Source organism: Bacillus cereus group sp. MYBK5-2 (assembly GCF_051915685.1).
In the GTDB taxonomy this organism is placed as follows: domain Bacteria; phylum Bacillota; class Bacilli; order Bacillales; family Bacillaceae_G; genus Bacillus_A; species Bacillus_A cereus.
The window spans coordinates 255,927-277,936 of sequence record NZ_JBQAFE010000005.1; the positions used below are offsets into that span (position 1 = coordinate 255,927).

Here is a 22,010-nt window from a genome sequence, read left to right on the forward strand (position 1 = left end):
CCCCCACTGATTAAAGTTTCACTTTATACACCGAGTAATTCTTTTAGTTCGTCTGTTGATAGTTCAGTCATCCAGCTATCGCTTGTGATGACCGCATTGTTTAGAGATTGTTTTCTTTCTAGCATTTCATCAATTTTTTCTTCTAATGTTCCTGTTGTAATGAGTTTGTGAACATGAACAAATCGTTTTTGACCAATGCGATATGCGCGGTCTGTTGCTTGATTTTCCACAGCTGGGTTCCACCAACGATCGTAGTGAATGACATGGTTGGCAGCGGTTAAGTTTAATCCTGTTCCGCCAGCTTTTAAGGATAAGATGAAAATGTCATACGTTCCGTTTTGGAACTCCTCAATCATCTTGTCGCGATCTTTTTTCGGCACACTACCGTTTAAGAAGAGGACACGCTGGCCGAATTTTTCTTCTAGCACACGTTTTAGCATGTTCCCCATGCCGATATATTGAGTGAAGATGAGGCAACTTTCATTTTGATCTTTTATATTTTCGATGAGCTCCATTAACGTTTTTGTTTTCATAGAGCGTTCAACGACATTTTGTGGCTCTTCTTCTTTTAAATAAAGAGCTGGATGATTACAAATTTGTTTTAGCTTGTTCAGCATAAGTAATATAAAGCCGCGTCTTTCAATTCCACTTAATCCTTCGACATTTTGCAGTGTATCTTGAACAAGTTGTTCATATAAGGAAGCTTGTTCACCAGTAAGAGGACAGTAAGCTTTTTGTTCTTGTTTATCTGGTAAATTTAATGCGACTGTTTGATCTTTCTTCGTTCGGCGCAGTAAAAATGGTGAGATAAACCGTTGAACTTGCTGGATTTTTCCTTCATCACGATCTTTTTCAATCGGTGTGACGAAGCGACGTTGGAATTGCCCTAAGCTTCCGAGATATCCATGATTAATAAAGTCGAAAATGGACCAAAGTTCAGCGAGGCGATTTTCCATCGGCGTACCAGTTAAAGCGATTTTGTGATTTGCTTGTAAGTTTCGTACTGCTTTCGACTGTTTCGTATGTGGGTTCTTAATATTTTGTGCTTCATCCAAAATAACAGCATCCCAGCATAATGAAGTTAGTTCTTCCTCATCGAGCTGAGCCAATGCATAAGATGTTAATACAACATCTGCCGATTGAAGGAAATCTTCAAATGAATTGCCTTTATCCCTATTACTTCCGTAATGTAATTGAACACGTAAATTCGGTGCGAAACGCTCAAATTCTTTTTGCCAATTTCCAAGAACAGATGTCGGCGCAACGATTAATGCAGGGCCTGTTTTGAGATTGTTTTCTTTTATATATAGTAAGTAAGAGATTGTTTGAATACTTTTCCCGAGTCCCATATCGTCAGCTAGCAATGCTCCAAATCCAAGCTTTCGTAAATATAATAGCCATTCAATGCCGTGTTGTTGATACGGACGAAGTGTTGCGTTTAGTGAAGTAGGGACATCTACTTTTGGAATATCTCCAATATGAAGTAGCTTTTGGAATAGTTCCTCATAATATCCATCTAGTTCGATTTCAATATCAGTAAACGGACTATCATCTTCTACAATTTCTGTTTCAGCCGTATTTGATAAATGTTGTTGCAAAACATCTTTCATCTCTAGTCCGTATTTATCGGCACGGTTCATGAGTTTCCTTACTTCTTCGATAAAGGCTGGATCTAGTCGCATCCATTGACCGTTTATATTAAATAGACGTTTGTTTTGTTCAACGAGTTCAAAAAACTCGCTTTCTGATAAATCAATGCCGTTCGTCGAAATTCGCCAGTCAAAATTAACGAGCGTATTCATACCGAAGAACGATTGTGTTTGTACTGTATTTTGCTTCAGCTGGACACGTAATTTCGGTTTTGTTGCTTTTAAATTTTGCCACCATGATGGTAGTAAAATTGTAATGCCGGCTGCAAGTAATTCATTGCTTGCTTCTGTTAAGAAGTTCCACGCTTCTGTTTCAAAGAGCTCATTTCGGAACGTATCTCCTTCTTTTAACCACGGTATGAGCTTACTAAAACCTTCTTGTGTTTCTGTAATACGTTCTTCGTAATCGTGCCATCTTTTCGGTAAGGAATCGATGTTTTCGTATACATATATGCGATGCGCCCCGCGCTTTGGTGTCACGATTGTTTCAAGCTTCCACATTTCAAATTCTTCTTGTGGTTCTTGCAGTCTTAGTCCGATTGTAAACGGAAGATCATCTTCAATATAACCAATTTTTCGAAGCCAATCTTCTTCATGTAGTGCTGTTTCCAATTGTCTTTTCGTAAAGTCGTAATGTTCATATAGTCTTTTAGCATCTTCCCAGCCGTCATTTGAGCGATTATCTTGTAATATGCTTTCATTAACTGCTGCTGAGAAAAGAGATGCTAATGTGTCATCTTCAATTGGCGTATTTTGAACTTTCCAAGATGGTTGCTTGGGCCAGTGCTCCATATCTGGTACGAAGCTACCACTCGTAAAGGCATCCCATAATTCATTTGCATCTTTTGTAAGTGCTGTAATAGGGCCGTTCAGTTGAATATGTGCAAAGGAATTCATCGGTTTGTTTGCAATGTATTCAAAGGCTTGTGCATTTGTTAGTAGTACACCTTGTTTTCCTTCGAAGGTTGCTTCTTTTAGAAACGTACCGTAGAAAGAAGTGGAGTGCCATGTGAATGCATTTCGTTTCCAACTTGTTACGGATAATGGAGTACCGCTGTCATCTTCTCCCCAAAGGAACCAACCTTGACTAACATGCTGGAGCCTAATTGTTACTTCAGTTTGATTGATCATCGATTAATTTTCCTTTCCGTAGTTCCTCTTGTAGTGCACGCAGACGTGAATGGAGATTGGCGATGTGAATAATGAAAGCATCCCATTCATCGGTGCGTTTTAATCGTTTATATAATGTACGTAATTTCTTTAAGTAACGAACTGCGCGTCTATATGATTTACGATTTCGTTCTTCAATTGCCTCTACAGCAGCAAGATGATAAAGAGGAAGTGCTGCTTCTGGTGCTTCTTTCTCAATATCTTTCAGTGGTTCTTTTAACAGTTCAATTGCTTCAAACCCATATAAGAGATGAAGCTCTGCCCATGTGTGATACTGTTTTTTCGCGAGTACGTACTGTTCATAGTTTGTGAAACTATACGGTAATAGTTCTTGTAAAATCATTTCAAAACCAGCTTGTTCATTTGTATGTGTTGCGTATGTTTCATACATGATTACAAATAGCCGAACGATATCTTTTATAAAAATCGTATTTTCGTGATCTTGGAGCGTTTTCTTTACTTGTTTATACGTAAAGGAAAGCCAGTTTTTTGCACGATCCCACTGCATGGCACTTAATAGTTCTTCTAACCAATAGAAGTATAGACTCACAACAGAAGCAGGCTGTTTTTTTAGTAAGTCCATCGCTAGTAGATCTTCTTCATTTAAAAAGAGAAGGTGAGAAGACGCTAATGCTTTAGATAGTGGATTGATTTTCGTATCGATTCGTTTTTCTTCCTCTTGTATTTTCTCTTTATTGTTTAAAAGTTCACTCCATATGTGGCGATAAATGAAAAATCGCTCTTGTGTATAAGCGTCGGTAGAGAAGAATACTTCATGAACAAGACGAGCTGTTTCTTGCAAAATTATTTCAGACTCTGAAGGAATCGCTTCTGATTGTAAGTCCCGAACGATGGATTCCACTTTGTCTACAAATAGGCGAACGACATTAACAGGTTGGTGATAAGAATACGTTTTGTTTGCTTCGAATGCCTGGATTTCTTCTAATAATTTTTGAAAGCAGTAAAGTGCTGCATGTAACCTGAATAATTCATGTATGGCGATGACGCGCGGAGCTTTCCGCTCAAGCTTCGTATAGAAATCTGTAAAGATACTCATAAGAAAATACATTTGTTTATAAGTAAGGCGAGCTTGTTCTTTTTTAAATGATTCATATTCTTTTTCAAAATATGATTCCCAACTTTTATAATCCGTTTCTTCAAAAGCTGATGATTGCAATACTTGTCTTGCAGTTCGAATAGGAGGAAGGGAAGGTTTCGTATTATTTTTAAATAAAGTTAATACATCTCCTACTTGCCCGAAACTAGACGCTGCAGATAGTAATACAGCGAGCATATGCTCACATTGTGTTGGTGCGAAGCAATCACAATAACTTTCAGCGACATTACGAATCGGAATATGAACGCTATATACGTTGCCTTCCGCATCTACAGTTCCTGATAGTGTATAACCATCAAAGTCAACGTTGTAGACAACACCACTACGATATAGGTGCCGAGCTGTAGCGACATGTTCCTGATCAGCTGTTTGCTGTGGATCTAGTCCTTGAACGAACTCATTCGCAATCATCATAATTTCATCTTTCGTAATTGAGTGTTGCAGCATAATATTCCTCCGTACACATATTTCTTTCCTTTACCATTATAAACAAAAAATGCTCAAAACAGAAAAAATGAAATTTGGATTACATAACTTGAAAATCATGGTAATATATAAAATGTTAATTTCATATATGAATATATATGTATAGGAGGAGAAACGATTTGTCAGATTTACAGACGAAGTTAGGTAGTGGAATGAATAAGTTACAAGAAGGAATAGAACAAGGGAAAATGAAGTTGCAAGTTGCACAAGAAATTGCTCAATTGAAAAAGGGAATGCAAGTGCAAATGCAGAAAAAAGCAGAGGTTCTATTAGAGGTTGGACAGCAAGTGTATGTTCAATTAAGAGGAAGTGGAGTAAATGAAGCGAGCTTAAAAGAAATGATTGCTCCAGTTCAAGAATTTGATGTAGCTATTTATCAAGCAAGAAAGCGCATTGTTGAATTGCAAAAACAACAAGGTGAAAAAGCTACATGTGAATGTGGTGGACCTTTATCAATAAATGATAAGTTTTGTGGTTCGTGTGGAAAGCCTAACCCGATGTTAGCAGTAGAAAATGAAGGTGAAACGGTAAATTGTATTTCATGTAATGAGCATATCGATAAAAACTCTACTTACTGTCCAGTTTGTGGAATTAAGCAAAGTGGGGAGTGAATTAAATGTATTGTCGCACATGTGGAAAACAACATGGTGAAGAAGTAAATTATTGCCCAAATGAAGGTAGTATGGAGATTGCAGGAGCTATAGATGCAGTAACATTAGAAAAAGATACTGCAAAATACTGCAGAGGTTGTGGCAGTGAAAATGCTCAAAAAAATTTATATTGTCAAAAGTGTGGGTATTCTTTATCTGTTGTGACGAAAAAAGAACAAACTGTAAAATTGCCTACAATGGATGGTGCTCCTAAAGTTGAATTTAAAGCAGATAAAGCCGTTTTACAAAAAGGTTTTATTGGTGGGGCTGTTGCAAGTATTCTCATGTTAATTGCTGGTTGGATTGGTAGTTTATTATTTGCCTCTATGTTAAGTGAGATGTTTAGCAAATTTGCGAAAGAATTAGAAATGTTGCCAAGTTTTTATTCGAGTGCAACTTCTACGATGTTAAGTTACCATTTACTTGGTTTTACAGCTAACGATGATAGTGGATTGATATTTTCTTTATCTTGGCATACTCCATTTACATTATTATTAATCATTCCATTTATTATTTTCGCTGGTACAGGAATTTGGTTAGGGAAACAGCATGTTGCGAAAACGATTAAAGATCAAATCTTTATGGCAGCAACAGTTGGTATTATTTATGGAGTCTTTTTATTCATTATAAGTTTTATAGCATCACAATCTTTTGCAATCCCATTCTCAGAAGCAGGTAAGATTACGGTTGGCTATTCAGCGATGAAGAGTTTATTGAGTGGTTTTGTATGTGGGACATTATTTACCTTATTAGGATTTATTGCTCATACAAGCAAAAACAATATGGCAGCAGCATTTCAAGAGTTAATGCCATATGGAGCGTCTGTTTATTACGGTGTTTCGGCTATGATAAAAGGACTTTTAGTAACAGCAGTAGCGGTTTGTATTATGGCGTTAGTAAGTAAGGAAGACGGTATTGAACCATTAAAAGAAATAACAACTTTAAAATCTGAAAGTACATTATTAGCATTAGAGTTAACACCTCAATTATGGAGTATGGCTCATTTTGCGCCGTTAGAAGTATCAAGTCCAGCACTTAGTAAGGAATTTACTAGAATTGGTAAGAAATCAAATGCATATGAGAGCACACTATCGTTTTCATTTATATCAGGCGTCTCTGTAAATGGCGTAGAGCTTAGAGAGATATTGATTTCAAAAGGAGCAAATGAGGGAAGCCTTGCAGAATTTGATAAAGTGAATAACGTATTCCATTACGGTTTATTACTGCTTATTATTCCATTGTTCTTTATGTTTAGAGCGGGAAGAAAGTTAGCTAAATTACCGACTGCCAATATATATATTACATTAGCGGTATGCAGTGGTTCTTACACAATTATGATGATTGTAATGAATATGATTTCTAAGTTCCAAATTAATGTTTCAGGAACTGTAACAAGTTTATTTGGAACAAGCGGAACAGTACTATCTATGCAAAATTCATTTACATATTTAATTTTGTTTAGTTTTATTGTGACATATGTAGCGGCATTTGCTGGAATGAAATTAGCTAAAAAATAGGAGGAGAGCACGTTGAAGTTTTGTGGAACATGTAAAAAGAATGTTGCAGACCATTTGAACTTTTGTCCTGAGTGTGGGAGTAAAGTAGAAGTAATCGTTGATAACACTGCTGCTTCATATACAGAATTACAAAGCGAGACAAAACCAGTGAAAAGTAAGAAAAATTTATTTTTAATCATTGGTTTTGCCATTATTGCTGCATTATTATTTGGGGCATATAAATTTGGAGCATATAAGTTTTCAAAAGAAAAGCAAGTAAATGTAATGATTGAAGCATTCCAAAAGAAAGATATTAATGCAATTGATGAGTTTGTAAAAGCAAATGATTCAAGCTTAAAGATTAAGACAGAGGATCTTAAAGCGTACATGCGTTATTTAAAAGAGAATCCTTCTTACAACAAACAATTACTGTCTTATTTACAGAAAGAGACAGTAGATCAAAAGTTAACAAAAGATAAATCTTCATTTAAGGACGGGGAAATAGTAGAAGAGGGAAAAGAGTGGTTCTTATATCCAAAGTATAAGTTCAGCATGAAATCTTATTATATGAGCGTTAGTATAACTGCAAAAAATGCAGAAATATATGTGAATGACAAAAAAGAAGCAGAGCTTTCTAGTGATAAAACTTCGAAAGAGTTGGGGCCATACTTCCCAGGTACATATGTTGTAAAGGCAACGGCGAAGACAGAACTTACTGAATTAGAAACAGAGAAAGAAGTAGATTTAGCGGATGAACAGAGCGAGAAGGTGAAAGTGGATTTATCGCTTGAAGGCAAGTATGTAAGCATTTCTTCTGATGAAAGTGATGCAACTGTATTTGTGAATGGGAAAAAACGTGGAAAATTAAATTATGGAAGTTATAAACTTGGTCCTGTACCAACAGATGAAACAGTAGAAGTACATTTAGAGAAAACTACTGATCTTGGTGTGATGAAATCTGAAAGTGTTAAAATTGGAGGCCAAAGCACATATTACTTAAAATTCCCGAAAGAAACATCAAGTTCAGCAGTGGGCGAATTTGTAAGAAATCATATTTATGATAACGTACGTGCAATTTCATTAAATGATTTTAGTTTAATTGAAAATAATTATGATAAGAGCGGAAAATCGTATAAGGAAGACCGTGATTATATACAGTATTTACACAAAAAAGGAATTACAGAAGACTTATTAACAATGGAAGTTCGTAATGTAGAGCGTCAAAGTGCTACGAAATATAAAGTAACGACATATGAAGAGTACCATATTCGTTACGGTGATGGATCTGTGAAGTTCAAAAGTTTTAATAACGAACATATTGTAACTGTGAATGGAAATGGAAAGATGTTGTATCATTCTCTTGGTGCAAATAATACGTTGAAATCAGAAGATGTATCTGGTCCAACTCGTTAATATGTGAGAAGCTGTTCAATATTTGAACAGCTTCTTTTTTGTAGCTAAATCGATATTTCGTGTCGAACCGTTGATATATCGTAAGTTATGATAGATATAATCGAAAAATCGTTGATATATTGCGATTTATGATAGATATAATTGAAAAATCGTTGATATATTTTTTTACAATTATGAGTGTGTTTCCTTTAGTATCGCTTGTACATATGGATCATGTAATATTTGCTCTATAATGGGTAACATGTTTTGTTCAAATGGAATGTCGATAGGAAATGGCTTTTGAGAGCCTGGTTTTATTCCATATTGCACAATTTTGTAATGTGTATTGTTTTCAGACTTGAGCACAATTAACTTATAGCGGTTATCATCGCCAGCGAGTGAAAAATCAATAGAAGTAGCGTTATATGTCACTTCATCTTTATATATGTACGGTTTTGGCGTACCAATCCAGTCTACTTTTGCTTGTACATTCATGGGCGTAGCCTCCTTATATGTATTATAAATAAATAAAAGCCAGCTCTCAATAAAGAGAACTGGCTTGTAATTTAGCAGTCATTGGTTATTTTAAAATTTTCACTTTAACAGTTTTGCGTCCCCATTTTTGAGCAGCGCTATCTGATCCAAGTAAGATATCAATACGGTTACCTTTAATCGCACCACCAGTATCTCCAGCGATAGCTTCTCCGTAACCTTCTACCCATACTTTAGATCCTAATGGGATTACTTTCGGGTCAACAGCGATCATTTTCATGTTTGGATTCGCAGTTAAATCATGACCCATTGCAGTTAATACACGGCCGCCATATGTGCCACCGTTTTCGCTCGGGTGAGCTGTATATGCTGTAGCTACAACTGTTAACTCACGACCACCAGATGGTGTGCTAGTTTCAGCAGCTTTCACAGCAGGCTTAGCAGCTGGTTTTGCTTGTGCTGCAGGTGCTTGAGCCTTAGCTGGTGCTTCAGCTTTAGCAGGAGCTGTTGTTTCTTGTTTCTCAATTACAGGTGCTGTACCTGTTAAGAAAGGAACATGAACATAAGCTGTTTTCCCGTTATATTCAAATTGTAACCACTCATTTTGTACTTGGTTCGTTGTTTCGATTACATCGTCTTTCTTCAACTTTCCAAGAACCTCTGAGTTTGTGTTCGCTTCAGCACGTACGTTTAATACGTTAGCTGTTACGTAGTAGATGCTTTTTGTGAACTCTGCACTTACGAATGCGTCTTTACCGTCTAAAGTAACTTTTGACCATCCGTTCTCTGTATTTTGTACATCTATTTTATTACCGTTTAGTAATTTACCGACAACTTTTGATTCCGTAGTAGGGTTTTCGCGTACGTTTAGTACATCTGTTGTTACAACAGTTTCTGCATTAGCAGATGATGTGAAAATCCCAAGACCAAAAACTGCTGCTGTTGCTATACCAATTAATTTTTTCATGATAGCCTCCATTGCGTTTGTTTTCGTGTCCTCATTATAGCAACAGATTTTTTCGGATTTGGGGAAAACACACAATTACAAACCATTCGTAATAAGTCGTTAACATCCTGTAATATAACAAAAAATATAGGAAAGCGTTTTTCATTCTATATGACTCATAGGTTTCTAGTTATATTCAAAATATTTAATACAACATGTTTTTTTCGACGTAAATAAAAATATTACAGGAATGTTACATGATGTTTACTAAACGATTACATTCCTTGAGTATTTTACCGTTTTATGGGTAATATAGTTATATAAACATAAACATTTTGTTTGTGAAGCTATAAACACGTGCTATATACTAGCAAAAAAACCGCATAATTGTTACAAAACGAAAGGGTTGCAAGGAAGAACTTTGCCCTTTTTTACATATGTAACACATCCTTTTTTAGGAAAATACATTCCTATCCGCGTTTTTCTCACACAATTTGACAGCAGTATTTCTAACTTGTAGCTCTTGCAGAGTGAAAAGGTTATACGAAAGGTAAGGCTGTCCATAAGAATTCGAATTGGTGAAGGTGAAAGTAAGAAAATCACCGCAAAATTATAGTTTTCTATCCGATTTTACATATCGGAATTTATGTTATTTACAAAAGCGAAACCTACGAAGGGGGATTTGATGAGGAAACTGACAAAAACATTCATCGTTTCATTAACATTATGTATTGCATTTACAATTTGGGGGATTATTCCCGAATCTATTATTGGAAAAGGTAGCTTAGGAAATGTAACAACCGCAATTCAAACTGCATTAGTTAGTAAGTTCGGGTGGTTTTATATTATTTCCGTGTCTATTATTTTAGGTGTGTCTATCTTTTTAATTGTTTCGAAATACGGTTCTATTCGTTTAGGTAAAGATGATGATGAACCTGATTATAGTTATATGACATGGTTTGCTATGTTATTTAGTGCTGGTATGGGTATTGGCTTAGTTTTCTGGGGCGTTGCCGAACCATTAAACCATTTATACGCACCTCCGTTTGGAGATAGTGCAACTGAGGAAAGTGCGCGCCTTGCACTGCGTTTTTCGTTTTTCCATTGGGGATTACATCCTTGGGGACTATATGCGTTTGTAGCGTTATGTATTGCTTACTTTACTTTTAGAAAAGGAAAAGCAAGTACGATTAGTGCGACAGTAGGTCCGTTATTTAAGGGCGGGGAACACGGGCGTATTGCTCATTCATTTGATGTGTTAGCTGTTTTCGCAACTGTATTTGGTGTTGCAACGTCATTAGGTCTTGGTGCGAAACAAATTGCAGGTGGTGTTAGTTATTTAACATCTATCCCGAACTCATTAACGACTCAGTTAGTTATTATTGCAATCGTAACAGTATTATTTATGTTATCTGCGCAAACAGGTCTTGATAAAGGAATTAAATATTTAAGTAATACGAATATTATTTTTGCATTTGCACTTATGATCATTGTATTATTTGCAGGTCCAACAAACTTTATTATGAATTACTTCACTTCAACAATCGGTTCTTATATTCAGGAATTGCCAAGTATGAGTTTCCGTTTAAGTCCATTAGACGAAGGTGGGAATCAATGGATTCAGTCATGGACAATTTTCTATTGGGCATGGTGGATTGCGTGGTCACCGTTCGTAGGTACGTTTATTGCTCGTGTTTCACGAGGTCGTACAATTCGTGAGTTTGTTATCGGTGTGTTACTTGTGCCGACCGTAATTGGTGCACTTTGGTTCTCTGTGTTCGGCGGTACTGGTATTCATATGGAGCTGTTTGGTGATGCACATATCTTCGACAAAGTGAAAGAAATGGGAACAGAAGTAGGATTATTCGCTATGTTCGATCAGATGGGCAGCTTTGGATCAGCTTTATCAGTTTTAGGTATTTTACTTATTGCAACATTTTTTATTACATCTGCAGACTCTGCAACATTCGTTTTAGGGATGTTAACGACACATGGTAGTTTAAACCCACCAAATCGTATTAAAATGATTTGGGGTATCGTTCTAGCCGCGATAGCTTCTACGCTATTATATATTGGCGGATTAGAAGCCTTACAAACGGCAGCTATCATTGCAGCATTCCCGTTCGTCTTTGTTATTTTCTTTATGATGGCAGCATTATTTAAAGAGTTACAAAAAGAAGGACGTATGAAGCGTCATTAATAATAGAAGGAAAAGAGCTGATTTCATATCAGCTCTTTTTTATTTCTCTATTTGCCTGTAAAAGTACGATTGGTGATGGCTAATGAAAGTTTCACTTTATATAGAAGGAATTTGAAATGCGGGTAGGGGAAATAAAATACTTTACCATATAAGTAGTATGCCTTTTATACGAAGAAAAAACGATAGGTTTCGACAATATTCGATACCTTACGAATTCTATTCGTATTTTTGTCAAAAATATGTCGGAAATGTGTTGTCACGTTTATATATATGTGCTATATTATTTCCTGTAAGCGATTTCAAATAGTTTTAAAGCGCATTCAAGGGGGACATCTAGAATAATGAAACGTTACGAAAGAAAGTGGAAGCATATTTGTTTGAAACGTGTGGCACATCGTAGTGTCCAAGAAAGCACGGAACCTAAGACTGAAACGCGCAAAGAACAGCAAGAGAAGCAATTGGTTCTACAAAAATAGCAATCACTTTTTCGTATATAAATGAAGGTCGATCGTTCGTTGGGGGATGGACGTGAAATTACTTTCAGCTAAGGGGTATTGTCTGATATATAATTTATACGGCAATAAATAAGCACAGAGCATACGGCGCTCTGTGCTTATTGTTATTATTTATCTTTTTTGAATCGAACTGTCTTATCCCAGCCAATGACTTGTTTCTTGCTCTTTGCACGTAAGTATAAGATTAAGCTACGAATAAATAAGTACGTAAAGAGCTGTGCGTACGTAAAGTACATAATAACGCTAATGAAAATATTAGTCGGTGTAAAGGTTCGTTCAACACTCTGGGCACTAAATAATTGAGAAACATATGTAATATATGCGACATACCACATAAATAGTAGCGGAATGCTATATTGAATTTGGAATATCCCGAGTAGCCCAATTACAAACCAAACGTTTGAAATGATTAGGAATAGCCAAAATACAACATACACTAGAACTTGTTGTAAGGAATGAACAAGCAGCTTTCCTTTAAAGAAACTTAATGACGAGAACATTTTTTCTAAAATGTATAAATTCCCTTGGAGCCAACGTGTACGTTGTTTAATAAGAATTTTTAAATGCTCTGGTTCTTGTTCCCAAGTAACTGATTCTGGGACGATTGGTAAGAGATAACCTTTTTGTGTAATTCTTAATGTTAATTCAGCATCTTCTGCAATTGCATAAGGGTCATAGCCACCAAGCTCTTCTAGTGCGGAGCGACGAAGAAGCATATTTGTTCCTGTCAGTGAGCCTGTTTGGAATAGTAACCAGCGTCCAGATTGCATAAGGAGCTGGAAGATTTGAAATTCCAGTGAAATCATTCGCGTCAGCCAGTTTCGCTTTTCGTTTACTGTACGAACATGTCCAACAGCTCCAACAGCATCTTCAGTTGTTTCAGCGTGCTCTACAAGCATTCGCAGTGCGTGTGGTTCAGGTTGGTTATCTGCATCGTACACACAGAAGTATTCACCATCTGAAATACTAAGCCCATAGTTTAGTACACGTGATTTACCCTTCGGTTCACCGGGGGAAACACGAATATGGCGAATATGAGCATAAGCTTTGTCGAAATCATCGCCGATTTCAGGTGTTTCATCTTGAGAGTTATCATTTAATAAATAAATAGTTAGCTTTCCAGGATATTCAATCTTCGCCATCGCCTCTAAAGTATCTTTAATAACGACGCCTTCATTATGGGCAGGTATGAAAATATCGACGCTCGGATAATGTTCTAGCGTACGATCTTTTCGTTTGCTATTTCGATGAATTAAGCCCGCAATTGTTAAGAAAGAGTAGTAAACGAGTAAGCCAGAGAATAGAAAGGCCGTAAAAATCAGTACATATTTAATTGAAAATGTGATACTAATCCAAAAAACGAGTACGCAAAACAGAAGGAATAAAAGAAGTATAACGAGAGTCATCATAACAGTGTCTGTCCTTTGTTTCCAATGTGCTCGCGTGAAATTTTTATATCTCGGATTGCTTCAGCAGCAAGCCATTGCTCCATTTTTGGCTTTAGGCGGTTCATTACAATATCAGCACCAGCTTCATTTGTGTTTTGTAATAAAATAACTAGCGTATTATTATCATATTCAGCAGCAAGGTCAAAATCATTCCTTACCGTTTCAACTAATAAGGAAGCTACACGGTCCATAACACTTTCCTTCGTATATTTACTAAAGGAAGTGAAATCAAAGTAAACAATAATGCCTGTTTCATTACGACGATTCATTGCAGTCGTTAATAAAGCTTGGCGTCTCTCGAATTCTTGTCTTGTTAGTAATTTTGATTCTCCAATATATTGTTCCAACGTTCTCACACGCTCAGTCAAAGTTTTATTTTCATGAATAACTTTTTTCAATAGGTGAGTTGTTATGTATACAATGAAGAAGTTAGCTGCCATCAGGAAATGGGTAATCATATATTGCCATTGATCTGATGTACTCCATAAATGAAGCCATGCTTCATAAAACAAATAAAATACGGAAATAATGGTTCCTAGTATGAAGAAAATAAATGCTGTTTTGTCAGCTAAAAATAAGAATAGTACATTTACGATTACGTATATTATTGTAAAAATGAGCGCATGCTCATAATTCGTCACATGTACAGTAGTAAAATAAAATACAATTTGTAGAATCCACATAGAGAGGATTTTATAGAACTTATCTTTCACAAAACTTTCCTCCTTAAAGCTATTTCATCAATAGATACTTGTAGTATGCACAATTATTAAGAAATTGACCATGTCGTTACATTCTTTTGAAGGGCAACGATAAGTAGTATCGCTATTTTCATTAGAAAAATAAAAAGACTTAAACATTATTGTATCATAATGTTCTTATATTTGGCATAAGGTGATTAATAGATGCATAAAAGACGCTTGGATTGCATGAAAAAAGTCTCCTCTTGTAGAAAGAGAAGACTCTATATAAGTTTATAGGAACATCATACCTGCAACTGCTGCATTTAAGAAGTTCGCTAATGTACCAGCGATAACTGCTTTAATCCCTAATTGTGCAATTTGTTTACGGCGAGTAGGAGCTAACGTTCCTGTTACACCTAATTGAATTGCGATAGAAGAGAAGTTTGCGAATCCACAGATTGCAAATGTTAAAATTAGATTTGTTTTGTCAGAGAACTCTGCCATGTGTGGTCCTAAGTTTGCGTATGCAACGAATTCGTTGATTGCAAGTTTTTGACCGATAAAGCTTGCTGCTTGTACAGCTTCACCAGGAGAAACCCCGATTAAGATTGCAAATGGTGATAATAAGTAACCGAAGATTAAATCAAGGCTAAGTTTAATATCGAACAGAGAACCAACCCATCCTAATAATCCATTTAATAAAGCGATTAATGCGATGAAAGCCATTAACATTGCTGCTACGTTAATAACAAGTTGCATACCTTCAGATGCACCGCGTGCAGCTGCATCGATAACGTTTGCGTCTTCACGTTCTGTAGAAAGTTCAACGTTATTATCTACTTTTTCTGTCTCTGGCATAATGAGTTTCGCAATTAATAAGCTTGATGGAGCTGCCATTATTGCAGCTGCTAATAAGTGCTCTAACGGAATACCCATTGCTGCATAGCCGACAAGAACAGATCCAGCAACAGCTGTCATACCGCTTACCATAATAGTGAAGAATTCACTATTTGTTAAGCGTGCTAAGTAAGGTTTAATTAAGATTGGAGCTTCAGTTTGTCCTAAAAATACAGTCGTTACTGAGTTTAAGCTTTCTGCTTTAGAAGTTCCAAGAAGTTTACTTAATGCACCACCAACGACGCTAACAAATTTCTGCATAATACCAAAATGATATAAGATTGCTACTAATGAACTAATAAATACGATTGGAAGTAGTGCTTGAATAAAGAATACAAATCCCCAAGGTCCTTTTGCGTTGACTAAATCCCCAGCAACGAACTTAATTCCCTCGTAAGAAAAATTAATTAATCCTTGAACACCGTCAGCAGCGTGTTTTAAACCTGCTTTACCAGCATCCCATCGTAATACGATAAATGAAAATGACATTTGTAATGCTAGCGCGATTAAAATTGTGCGCCAATTAATAGCTTTGCGGTTGGAAGATAGTAAGAATGCAATTGCTAATACTCCAATCACGCCGCCAATTCCCCATAAAAGATTCATGCAGTGTATGCTCCTTCCTCATAGTAAAAACAGTGTATAAACCAGTTGTCTATACGTTTACGAATATAACATCTTAAGTAACTTATCATAATGGACATCGGAGGTCAAACGTCTAATGAAAAGTTTAAATAAAAAGAAAATTCTTCAAAAAAACACATATGAAATAAATAGACATGAAATAGGTTATGTTTTTTATGGGAATATATACATTATGATAACGTTATGCATTGTTTTTGCAGAATAAAGTGTATGAAATGGAAGAATGGATACATTATTTTTGTAGAGAGAAGGTAGGAGAAAGGGAGTAATATGTTGAACTCATAGCAAAAAAGCCTTCTAGTAAACTAGAAGGCTTTGAAACTATTAATTAAGGTGCTTTCGTGTATCCTAAGAAGTGGCTCTTCCAATAAGAGTTACTTAATGAAGCGATTGCTACACCTTTATCTCCAGCTTGGATAAATGATCCGCCCCCAAGGTAGATACCCATGTGAGAAGGACCAGATTTATAAGTGTTTTGGAAATAAATTAAGTCACCAGGTTGTGGACTTGAAGTTTTTGGTAGGCTACTCCAATATCCTGCAACACTTTGGCGGCTAATGTTATGACCAAATTTCTTAAATACGTGGTAGATGTAACCACTGCAGTCAACACCGTTAGCAGAAGTTCCGCCCCAAACGTATGGTACACCTTGCATTGATTTTGCATATGCAAGTACGGAAGAACTGTCGCCGCTATTATTGCCCGTATTATTATTGTTATTGTTTTGATTGTTATTTTGGTTATTGTTAGGCTTATTATCTACTGCGCCTCCAACTGGTGTTTTAGATAGGTAACGTGTTCCGATATAACCAGTTTGACCGTTGTAGTTAATTTTGCTCCATCCAGAGTTTTCAGAGATTACTTGAACCTTCTGACCTTGTGGAAGTGCGCCTATGATTCTATAATTTGTACCTTCGCCGCTACGTACATTTAGTGCAGAAGCATTAATGTAATAGTCGCCAATTGCACCTTGGTTAGGTTTTTCAGGTTGTTTTGGTTGCTCAGGAGTAGTAGTGCCACCTTTAACGAATTTTACAAATTCGCTACTAACAAAGCCTGTTTTTCCTTGGTAATTTACCTTAAACCAACCGTTTTCAGATCCAACTACGTTTAATGTTGTACCGTTTAAAACGCCACCAATTACACTATGGTAAGCGGCAGGGCCTGTACGAACACGTAAAGATGTAGCGTTAACTACATAAGAACCGCCAGTTTGAATAGTTCCATTATTGTTTTGCTCTTGTTTGTTGCCTTCTGTAACGTTTTCGTTAGAACCGCCTTTTGTTACGTAGTCTTTGCTTATATAAGCAGTTTGTCCTGCGTAATTGATTTTGAACCAATCTTGAACTTCGCCAACAACTTGTACTACTTGCCCTTTTGTAACAGAACCTACAGTTGTGTGAGAAGTGCTAGGACCTGTACGAACACGAAGGGAAGATACATTTACTGTATAGTTTCCGCTTGCTGGTTTTACTTCTTGGTTGTTATTATTCGTATTGTTGTTTGAAGAACCCCCAGTAGAAGAAACGCCAGATACGAATTCGCCACTTACATAACCTACTTGTCCATTATGGTTAATTTTCACCCAACCATTTTCTTGTCCAATTACGTTTAATGTTTGTCCTGCATATACACGTCCAGAAACAGAACTAGAAGTGTTAGGAGCTGTACGTACACGTAATACATCAGCGGTAACTTTATTGTTTCCACCTGTGCTTACATTGTTGTTTGCTGCTCCACTTTTTGATACAAATTCGCCACTAACAAAGCCTGTTTTTCCGTTAATGTTAATTTTGAACCAACCATTTTCTTCGCCAATCACGTTTAGTGATTGACCGTTATAAACGCGTGAGATGATGTCGTGAGAAGTGCTTGATCCCGCACGAACATGTAAGACGCTCGCGTTTACCGTATAAGATGAGTTGTTTGACGCAGAAGCTTGGACAGTTGTAGCAGCTTTTTGTGTATTTTGTTCAGGTGCAGCTTGAACACTATCAAGTGTAGGTGCTGCTCCTCCTGCTACAGACACTGCCGCAAGACCGGCAAGATACTTTTTCATAATTTGTCGATTCCTTTCTGTCTGTAATGTAGTGAAGAAATATTTACCAACTGTTAAAAATTCTAAAGAGCATGTCGATTACTGTCAAGGCTTATGTGGGAATCTGAATATGACAAAAAGATTACAAGAAAAAATCAAGGCATAAATTTACACCTTGATTTCCATTTAAATGCATATATTGAATGTGAAAGGACAGAAATTATTCGGGTTTAAGAAGATGCCATATTGGATTGTAACAAGATTTGATTAAATGATTTTTGCAGTTTTTTGGTGATAGGCCCAACTTGCCCATCTTGAATCGCGGTTCCATCAAGGTGGGTCATTGGTAAAATTTCAATCGTTGTGCCTGTAAAAAAGCATTCATCTGCTTGATAAACGTCACGAACGCTGAAAAGTTCTTCCTGTACAGGTATGTGAAGAGTATTCGCTAAAGAAAGGACATATTGACGAATAATGCCATTTAAAATAAGGTGATTGGCTGGATGTGTGTAAAGAGTTCCGTTTTTAATTAAAAAGAAGTTGGAATGGCTTCCTTCCGTTACAATACCATTCCTTACGAGAAGTGCCTCTTTACAGCCTTTTCGTTCAGCTTTCGTAGCAGCTAGTACGTTTGGTAATAAATTTAATGATTTAATGTCACAGCGTAGCCATCGAGTATCGGGTTCTGATATAGCGCGTATACCATATTCAATCCATAAGGCTGGTCTTTCTTTTTTTGTAATATAGGCATAAATTGTCGGAGGGGTGTCATATGAAAATACATGTGTGCGAGCTTGTACACCACGAGATACTTGCAAATAAATTGTGCCATCTTCATGGAAATGATTTCGTTCAATTAATTTGTAAAGTAAAGTGATGAGCTCAGCTTTTGAGAAAGGGAGCGATAATTCTACTTCTTCCATGGATCGATATAATCTCGTTATGTGCGGATCTAATAAGTGAAAGTTCCCTTTATATAGGCGAATAACCTCGTAGACACCATCTCCGAACTGCGAACCTCTCTCTTCAAGTTCTATGTACGTTTGTTGTTTTGTTGTATCAATAACTTCATCATTCCAAAGTACAAATTTTTCGTATGCCAATTTCCGTCCCATCCTTTCGTAAGTACGTAAGTAACGTGAAACTTTCATTCATGCGAGATAAAAATCACTATAGTAATTTTTATGTAAGCAATTCTCTACATATGACCGTATATGTATTTGTAAATCATAGAGAAGTAAGGATGGTTTACCCCGTATTAACGGGCAGTAAAACTCCTACTTAAAAATTCGGGTGGAGCAAAGAAGTGAATTGGGCGAATAACTGCCCGTAGCTGCCCGATTGGTGAGGGCTGATTAAAGTTTCACTTTACAGCATTTTGTATATACAAATTCGAAAATAAGAATGAGAATCCTGCTTTTAAATAAAAAAAAGCAACATTCTTATGGAATGCTGCACAAGGAGGGTAGCTATCTTTCATAGGGACATTGTCTCGTTGAATGTTTTGTGTATGGAAACAAAACATGTTGAAAGACAATTATAAGAAAGTAGAAACAAAAGATTTACACACTTCTTTAAGGGATCTTACGAAAGATGAGAGATAAGAAATATGTAGAACCTCGTTTACATATTTTATTATAGAGATTCTTCATTAACACTATGTGAATATTTGGTAAAGGTTATGTAATTTTAAAGTTAATGAATATAAGTAGTTGTATGGAAGAAAATAAAAAAAGAGGCTGAGATTACTCAGCGCTCTTCTTTTCTTCTTTAATAACTGTTTTTACTTCACCAGTTTTGATCTTATTACTTTCAGAGAAGCGAAGTAAGTCACCTTCAATGATTTTATCAGACATGTTCAATTCATTTTGGGCGCGATCAATTAGTGGTTGGGATTCTTCTTTCGGTAATTGTACAACTTCGCCAGTAGCACGGTCATAGAATGTACTGTTTGTGTACATGTATTTATCTGTAACGAAGCTACCGTCACGAAGAACAACGAATCCTTTATTATCAGGTGAGAATACATCATGACCGAATCGAACGTCATTTGTAGAATCTACACCAAGTAAGTTTAGAATAGTTGGTTTAATGTCAATTTCACCAGTTGGTTTCGAAATTGTTTTACCTTCTTTTTGACCTGGAACGTGAATAAACATCGGTGTTTTTTGTAAGTTCATATGGTCAAATGCAGTGATTTCTTCTTTTCCTAAGAACTGTGCCATTGCACGGTTATGGTTTTCAGAAATACCGTAGTGGTCACCGTAGAATACGATTACTGAGTTGTCGTAAATACCTTCTGCTTTTAGACGCTCAATAAAGTGTTTCATTGCTTCGTCTAAGTAACGAGCAGTTACCATGTAACGGTCAAATACTCCATCACCAGAATTGTATTCATCGATTAATTTTGTACTGTCATCGTAAGTGAATGGGTAATGATTCGTTAAAGTAAGGAAGCGAGTATAGAATGGTTGCTTCACTTGTTTTAACATATCAATAGATTGATCGAAGTATTCGATATCTTTTAATCCCCAATTTAATTTTGTTTCTGGCGTAATCTTGTAATCAAGCTCGTTGTAGTAACGATCATAACCAAGTGCTGGATACATAATGTTACGGTTCCAGAATGTTGCGTTGTTTGCGTGGAATACCGACGTGTGATACCCTTGCTGACGTAAAATTTCTGGAGTTGCTGTATATTCATTGTTACCGTGTGTGAAGAATACAGCACCACGGTCTAGTGGATATAACGAAGTATCTACTAGGAATTCAGCATCAGATGTTTTACCTTGACCTGTTTGATGGAAGAAGTTATCAAAGTAATAACTTTCTTTCGTAAATTGGTTTAAGAATGGTGTAACTTCTTGTCCGTTAACTGTTGCACCAATTAAGAATGTTTGTAATGACTCAAGAGAGACAACAATTACGTTTTTCCCTTTTGCAGTACCGAACATATTTGGATCTGGTTTACTTTGTGTTGTTTTTACGTAGTTCTCTGTTTCTTGTAATTTACTACCGTCAGCGAATGCTTTTTGTGAACTTGATTTTGCTTGTAAGCCAAGATCGTATACTTGGTGTACATATAATCCTAAGTTTTTAACAAGCATAACGCGGTCGAATGAACGTGTTAATAGTTCTGGGCGTTCAGCTTCTGCAAGTCCTAAGTTTGCGAAGAAAATAGCAACTGTTGATACGAAGTATAGAGAACGCATCGGGCGTGCTACACGCTCTGTAGGTGCAAAGTTCTTCATTTTCTTCAATAGAACGAAGAATATGATAATGTCTGCAAATGCAAGGATAATTTTGTAGTTAAATAATTCTTTCACACTAGAACCTAAACTTCCGAAGTTAGATGTTTGTCCTAGCACCGGTAATGTAACGAAGTCATTGTAGAATCCGTAGAACATTACGTTACCAACAAGAACGATTGTTAAGACAAAATTAATTCCAAGTGCTATATAGTTACGTTTTTTCCCTTTTGCAAATAATGCAAGACCAACAAGCAGTAATGATGCTGCTAATGGGCTAAGGAATAAAATGAATTCTTGCATGAAAGATTCAAGTTTTAAGTCAAAGCTTGTGCGTGTAATAAGGTAAGTTTTCAGCCATAAGGCTAAAGCTACGAATACAGTGAAACGCACATTTTGAAATTGTGATTTCAAGGTTTCTTTCATTCATTTCCACCCTTTCTCTATCAGGCTTGGTCGATTTTGGAGCGAAAAATGCTAAAATAAAAAATACATAGTTTTCTTGGCCATAATTAAAGGTTCTATATTCACCCATATACGACTATAACTATGCATACCCTTTTGGTTTCTTTTGTTGCTCATAAGCATAACGTCATTTCTGTATTATACAACAAAATTCATTTCTGAGAAACACTATAACATTTTACATTTTTTGTATAAGATTTGTCACTACCAGAGAAAACTTTAACATTCGTTTATATGTCCGTCAACTAGAAAATATAACAAAGGTAGAGCAGAATGTTAAGTGGAAGTGAAAATTTTCTTTGTTGAGAAATAAGAAACGAAGATGGGTAAGGGTTATCTAGAAATCTATTATATGAAGGAAATTGTGTGAAAATTAACGAACACTTGTTCTTTTTTAGTTTGTTTGTTACAATGGAAGTTCATTGATAGGTTTTGTGTAATTTCCATGAACTTTTACTGATAACATATTGTAG

Annotated in this window: 14 protein-coding genes; 4 read left to right on the forward strand and 10 right to left on the reverse strand. The window is 36.2% G+C overall.

The genetic code is table 11. From position 1 onward, the window contains the following. Positions 1-23 precede the first annotated feature (23 nt). Positions 24-2,780: a DEAD/DEAH box helicase gene (locus ACTFP3_RS19145; RefSeq protein ID WP_000610119.1), complete on the reverse strand. Its 2,757-nt coding sequence runs from the start codon at positions 2,778-2,780 to the stop codon at positions 24-26. Next, entirely contained in the window at positions 2,764-4,383 is a 1,620-nt protein-coding gene (locus ACTFP3_RS19150) for an SWIM zinc finger family protein (protein ID WP_016123792.1), read from the reverse strand. The genes ACTFP3_RS19145 and ACTFP3_RS19150 overlap by 17 nt, the downstream gene beginning before the upstream one ends. A 158-nt stretch (positions 4,384-4,541) precedes the next feature. Between ACTFP3_RS19150 and ACTFP3_RS19155 the strand changes: the two genes are divergently transcribed. From ACTFP3_RS19155 to ACTFP3_RS19165, 3 genes are read left to right on the forward strand one after another with little or no spacing between them, the layout of a single operon-like run. Next, positions 4,542-5,033, forward strand: coding sequence for a zinc ribbon domain-containing protein (locus ACTFP3_RS19155; RefSeq protein WP_001281753.1), 492 nt, complete (start codon positions 4,542-4,544; stop codon positions 5,031-5,033). Positions 5,034-5,038: 5 nt separating this feature from the next. Then, positions 5,039-6,589 (forward strand): zinc ribbon domain-containing protein, encoded by a 1,551-nt coding sequence (locus tag ACTFP3_RS19160; RefSeq protein ID WP_088344044.1) that lies wholly within the window; start codon positions 5,039-5,041, stop codon positions 6,587-6,589. A gap of 12 nt (positions 6,590-6,601) precedes the next feature. Beyond that, complete coding sequence (locus ACTFP3_RS19165) at positions 6,602-7,981, forward strand: TcaA NTF2-like domain-containing protein (protein ID WP_326035773.1); 1,380 nt, start codon at positions 6,602-6,604, stop codon at positions 7,979-7,981. Positions 7,982-8,152: 171 nt separating this feature from the next. Here the strand turns inward: ACTFP3_RS19165 and ACTFP3_RS19170 are convergent, their stop codons facing one another. Together ACTFP3_RS19170 and ACTFP3_RS19175 are read right to left on the reverse strand one after the other, a co-directional pair. Continuing rightward, entirely contained in the window at positions 8,153-8,455 is a 303-nt protein-coding gene (locus ACTFP3_RS19170; RefSeq protein WP_001102539.1) for a DUF3910 family protein, read from the reverse strand. A gap of 85 nt (positions 8,456-8,540) precedes the next feature. Further along, positions 8,541-9,419, reverse strand: a complete 879-nt coding sequence (locus ACTFP3_RS19175; protein WP_326035774.1) for a cell wall-binding protein EntA — start codon at positions 9,417-9,419, stop codon at positions 8,541-8,543. Positions 9,420-10,083: 664 nt separating this feature from the next. On the opposite strand from ACTFP3_RS19175, the gene opuD reads away from it, so the two are divergent. Then, the gene (gene opuD / locus ACTFP3_RS19180) at positions 10,084-11,598 is read left to right on the forward strand and encodes a glycine betaine transporter OpuD (protein WP_001229103.1); all 1,515 of its coding nucleotides are present in this window, start codon (positions 10,084-10,086) and stop codon (positions 11,596-11,598) included. 622 nt (positions 11,599-12,220) lie between these two features. Here opuD and ACTFP3_RS19185 read toward each other — a convergent pair. The 6 genes from ACTFP3_RS19185 to ACTFP3_RS19210 form a co-directional block, all read right to left on the reverse strand. Next, positions 12,221-13,522 (reverse strand): glycosyltransferase family 2 protein, encoded by a 1,302-nt coding sequence (locus ACTFP3_RS19185; protein ID WP_440011001.1) that lies wholly within the window; start codon positions 13,520-13,522, stop codon positions 12,221-12,223. Beyond that, a complete protein-coding gene (locus ACTFP3_RS19190; protein ID WP_285000349.1) occupies positions 13,519-14,274 on the reverse strand; it encodes a dGTP triphosphohydrolase in 756 nt (251 codons plus the stop codon). The genes ACTFP3_RS19185 and ACTFP3_RS19190 overlap by 4 nt, the downstream gene beginning before the upstream one ends. A 261-nt stretch (positions 14,275-14,535) precedes the next feature. Further along, on the reverse strand, positions 14,536-15,747 hold the full coding sequence (locus ACTFP3_RS19195; protein ID WP_001051019.1) for a NupC/NupG family nucleoside CNT transporter: 1,212 nt from the start codon (positions 15,745-15,747) through the stop codon (positions 14,536-14,538). Positions 15,748-16,114: 367 nt separating this feature from the next. Further along, complete coding sequence (locus ACTFP3_RS19200; RefSeq protein WP_061113488.1) at positions 16,115-17,845, reverse strand: C40 family peptidase; 1,731 nt, start codon at positions 17,843-17,845, stop codon at positions 16,115-16,117. Positions 17,846-18,054: 209 nt separating this feature from the next. Continuing rightward, positions 18,055-18,939, reverse strand: coding sequence for a D-amino-acid transaminase (locus tag ACTFP3_RS19205; RefSeq protein ID WP_080120341.1), 885 nt, complete (start codon positions 18,937-18,939; stop codon positions 18,055-18,057). Positions 18,940-19,569: 630 nt separating this feature from the next. Next, a complete protein-coding gene (locus ACTFP3_RS19210) occupies positions 19,570-21,498 on the reverse strand; it encodes an LTA synthase family protein (RefSeq protein ID WP_000665350.1) in 1,929 nt (642 codons plus the stop codon). Positions 21,499-22,010 lie beyond the last annotated feature (512 nt).

Coding starts and splice junctions, on each gene's coding strand:
- ACTFP3_RS19145 (WP_000610119.1), bottom strand. CDS start 2,780: ATGATCAATCAAACTGAAGTAACAATTAGGCTCCAGCATGTTAGTCAA.
- ACTFP3_RS19150 (WP_016123792.1), bottom strand. CDS start 4,383: ATGCTGCAACACTCAATTACGAAAGATGAAATTATGATGATTGCGAAT.
- ACTFP3_RS19160 (WP_088344044.1), top strand. CDS start 5,039: ATGTATTGTCGCACATGTGGAAAACAACATGGTGAAGAAGTAAATTAT.
- ACTFP3_RS19170 (WP_001102539.1), bottom strand. CDS start 8,455: ATGAATGTACAAGCAAAAGTAGACTGGATTGGTACGCCAAAACCGTAC.
- ACTFP3_RS19175 (WP_326035774.1), bottom strand. CDS start 9,419: ATGAAAAAATTAATTGGTATAGCAACAGCAGCAGTTTTTGGTCTTGGG.
- opuD (WP_001229103.1), top strand. CDS start 10,084: ATGAGGAAACTGACAAAAACATTCATCGTTTCATTAACATTATGTATT.
- ACTFP3_RS19185 (WP_440011001.1), bottom strand. CDS start 13,522: ATGATGACTCTCGTTATACTTCTTTTATTCCTTCTGTTTTGCGTACTC.
- ACTFP3_RS19195 (WP_001051019.1), bottom strand. CDS start 15,747: ATGAATCTTTTATGGGGAATTGGCGGCGTGATTGGAGTATTAGCAATT.
- ACTFP3_RS19200 (WP_061113488.1), bottom strand. CDS start 17,845: ATGAAAAAGTATCTTGCCGGTCTTGCGGCAGTGTCTGTAGCAGGAGGA.
- ACTFP3_RS19205 (WP_080120341.1), bottom strand. CDS start 18,939: ATGGGACGGAAATTGGCATACGAAAAATTTGTACTTTGGAATGATGAA.
- ACTFP3_RS19210 (WP_000665350.1), bottom strand. CDS start 21,498: ATGAAAGAAACCTTGAAATCACAATTTCAAAATGTGCGTTTCACTGTA.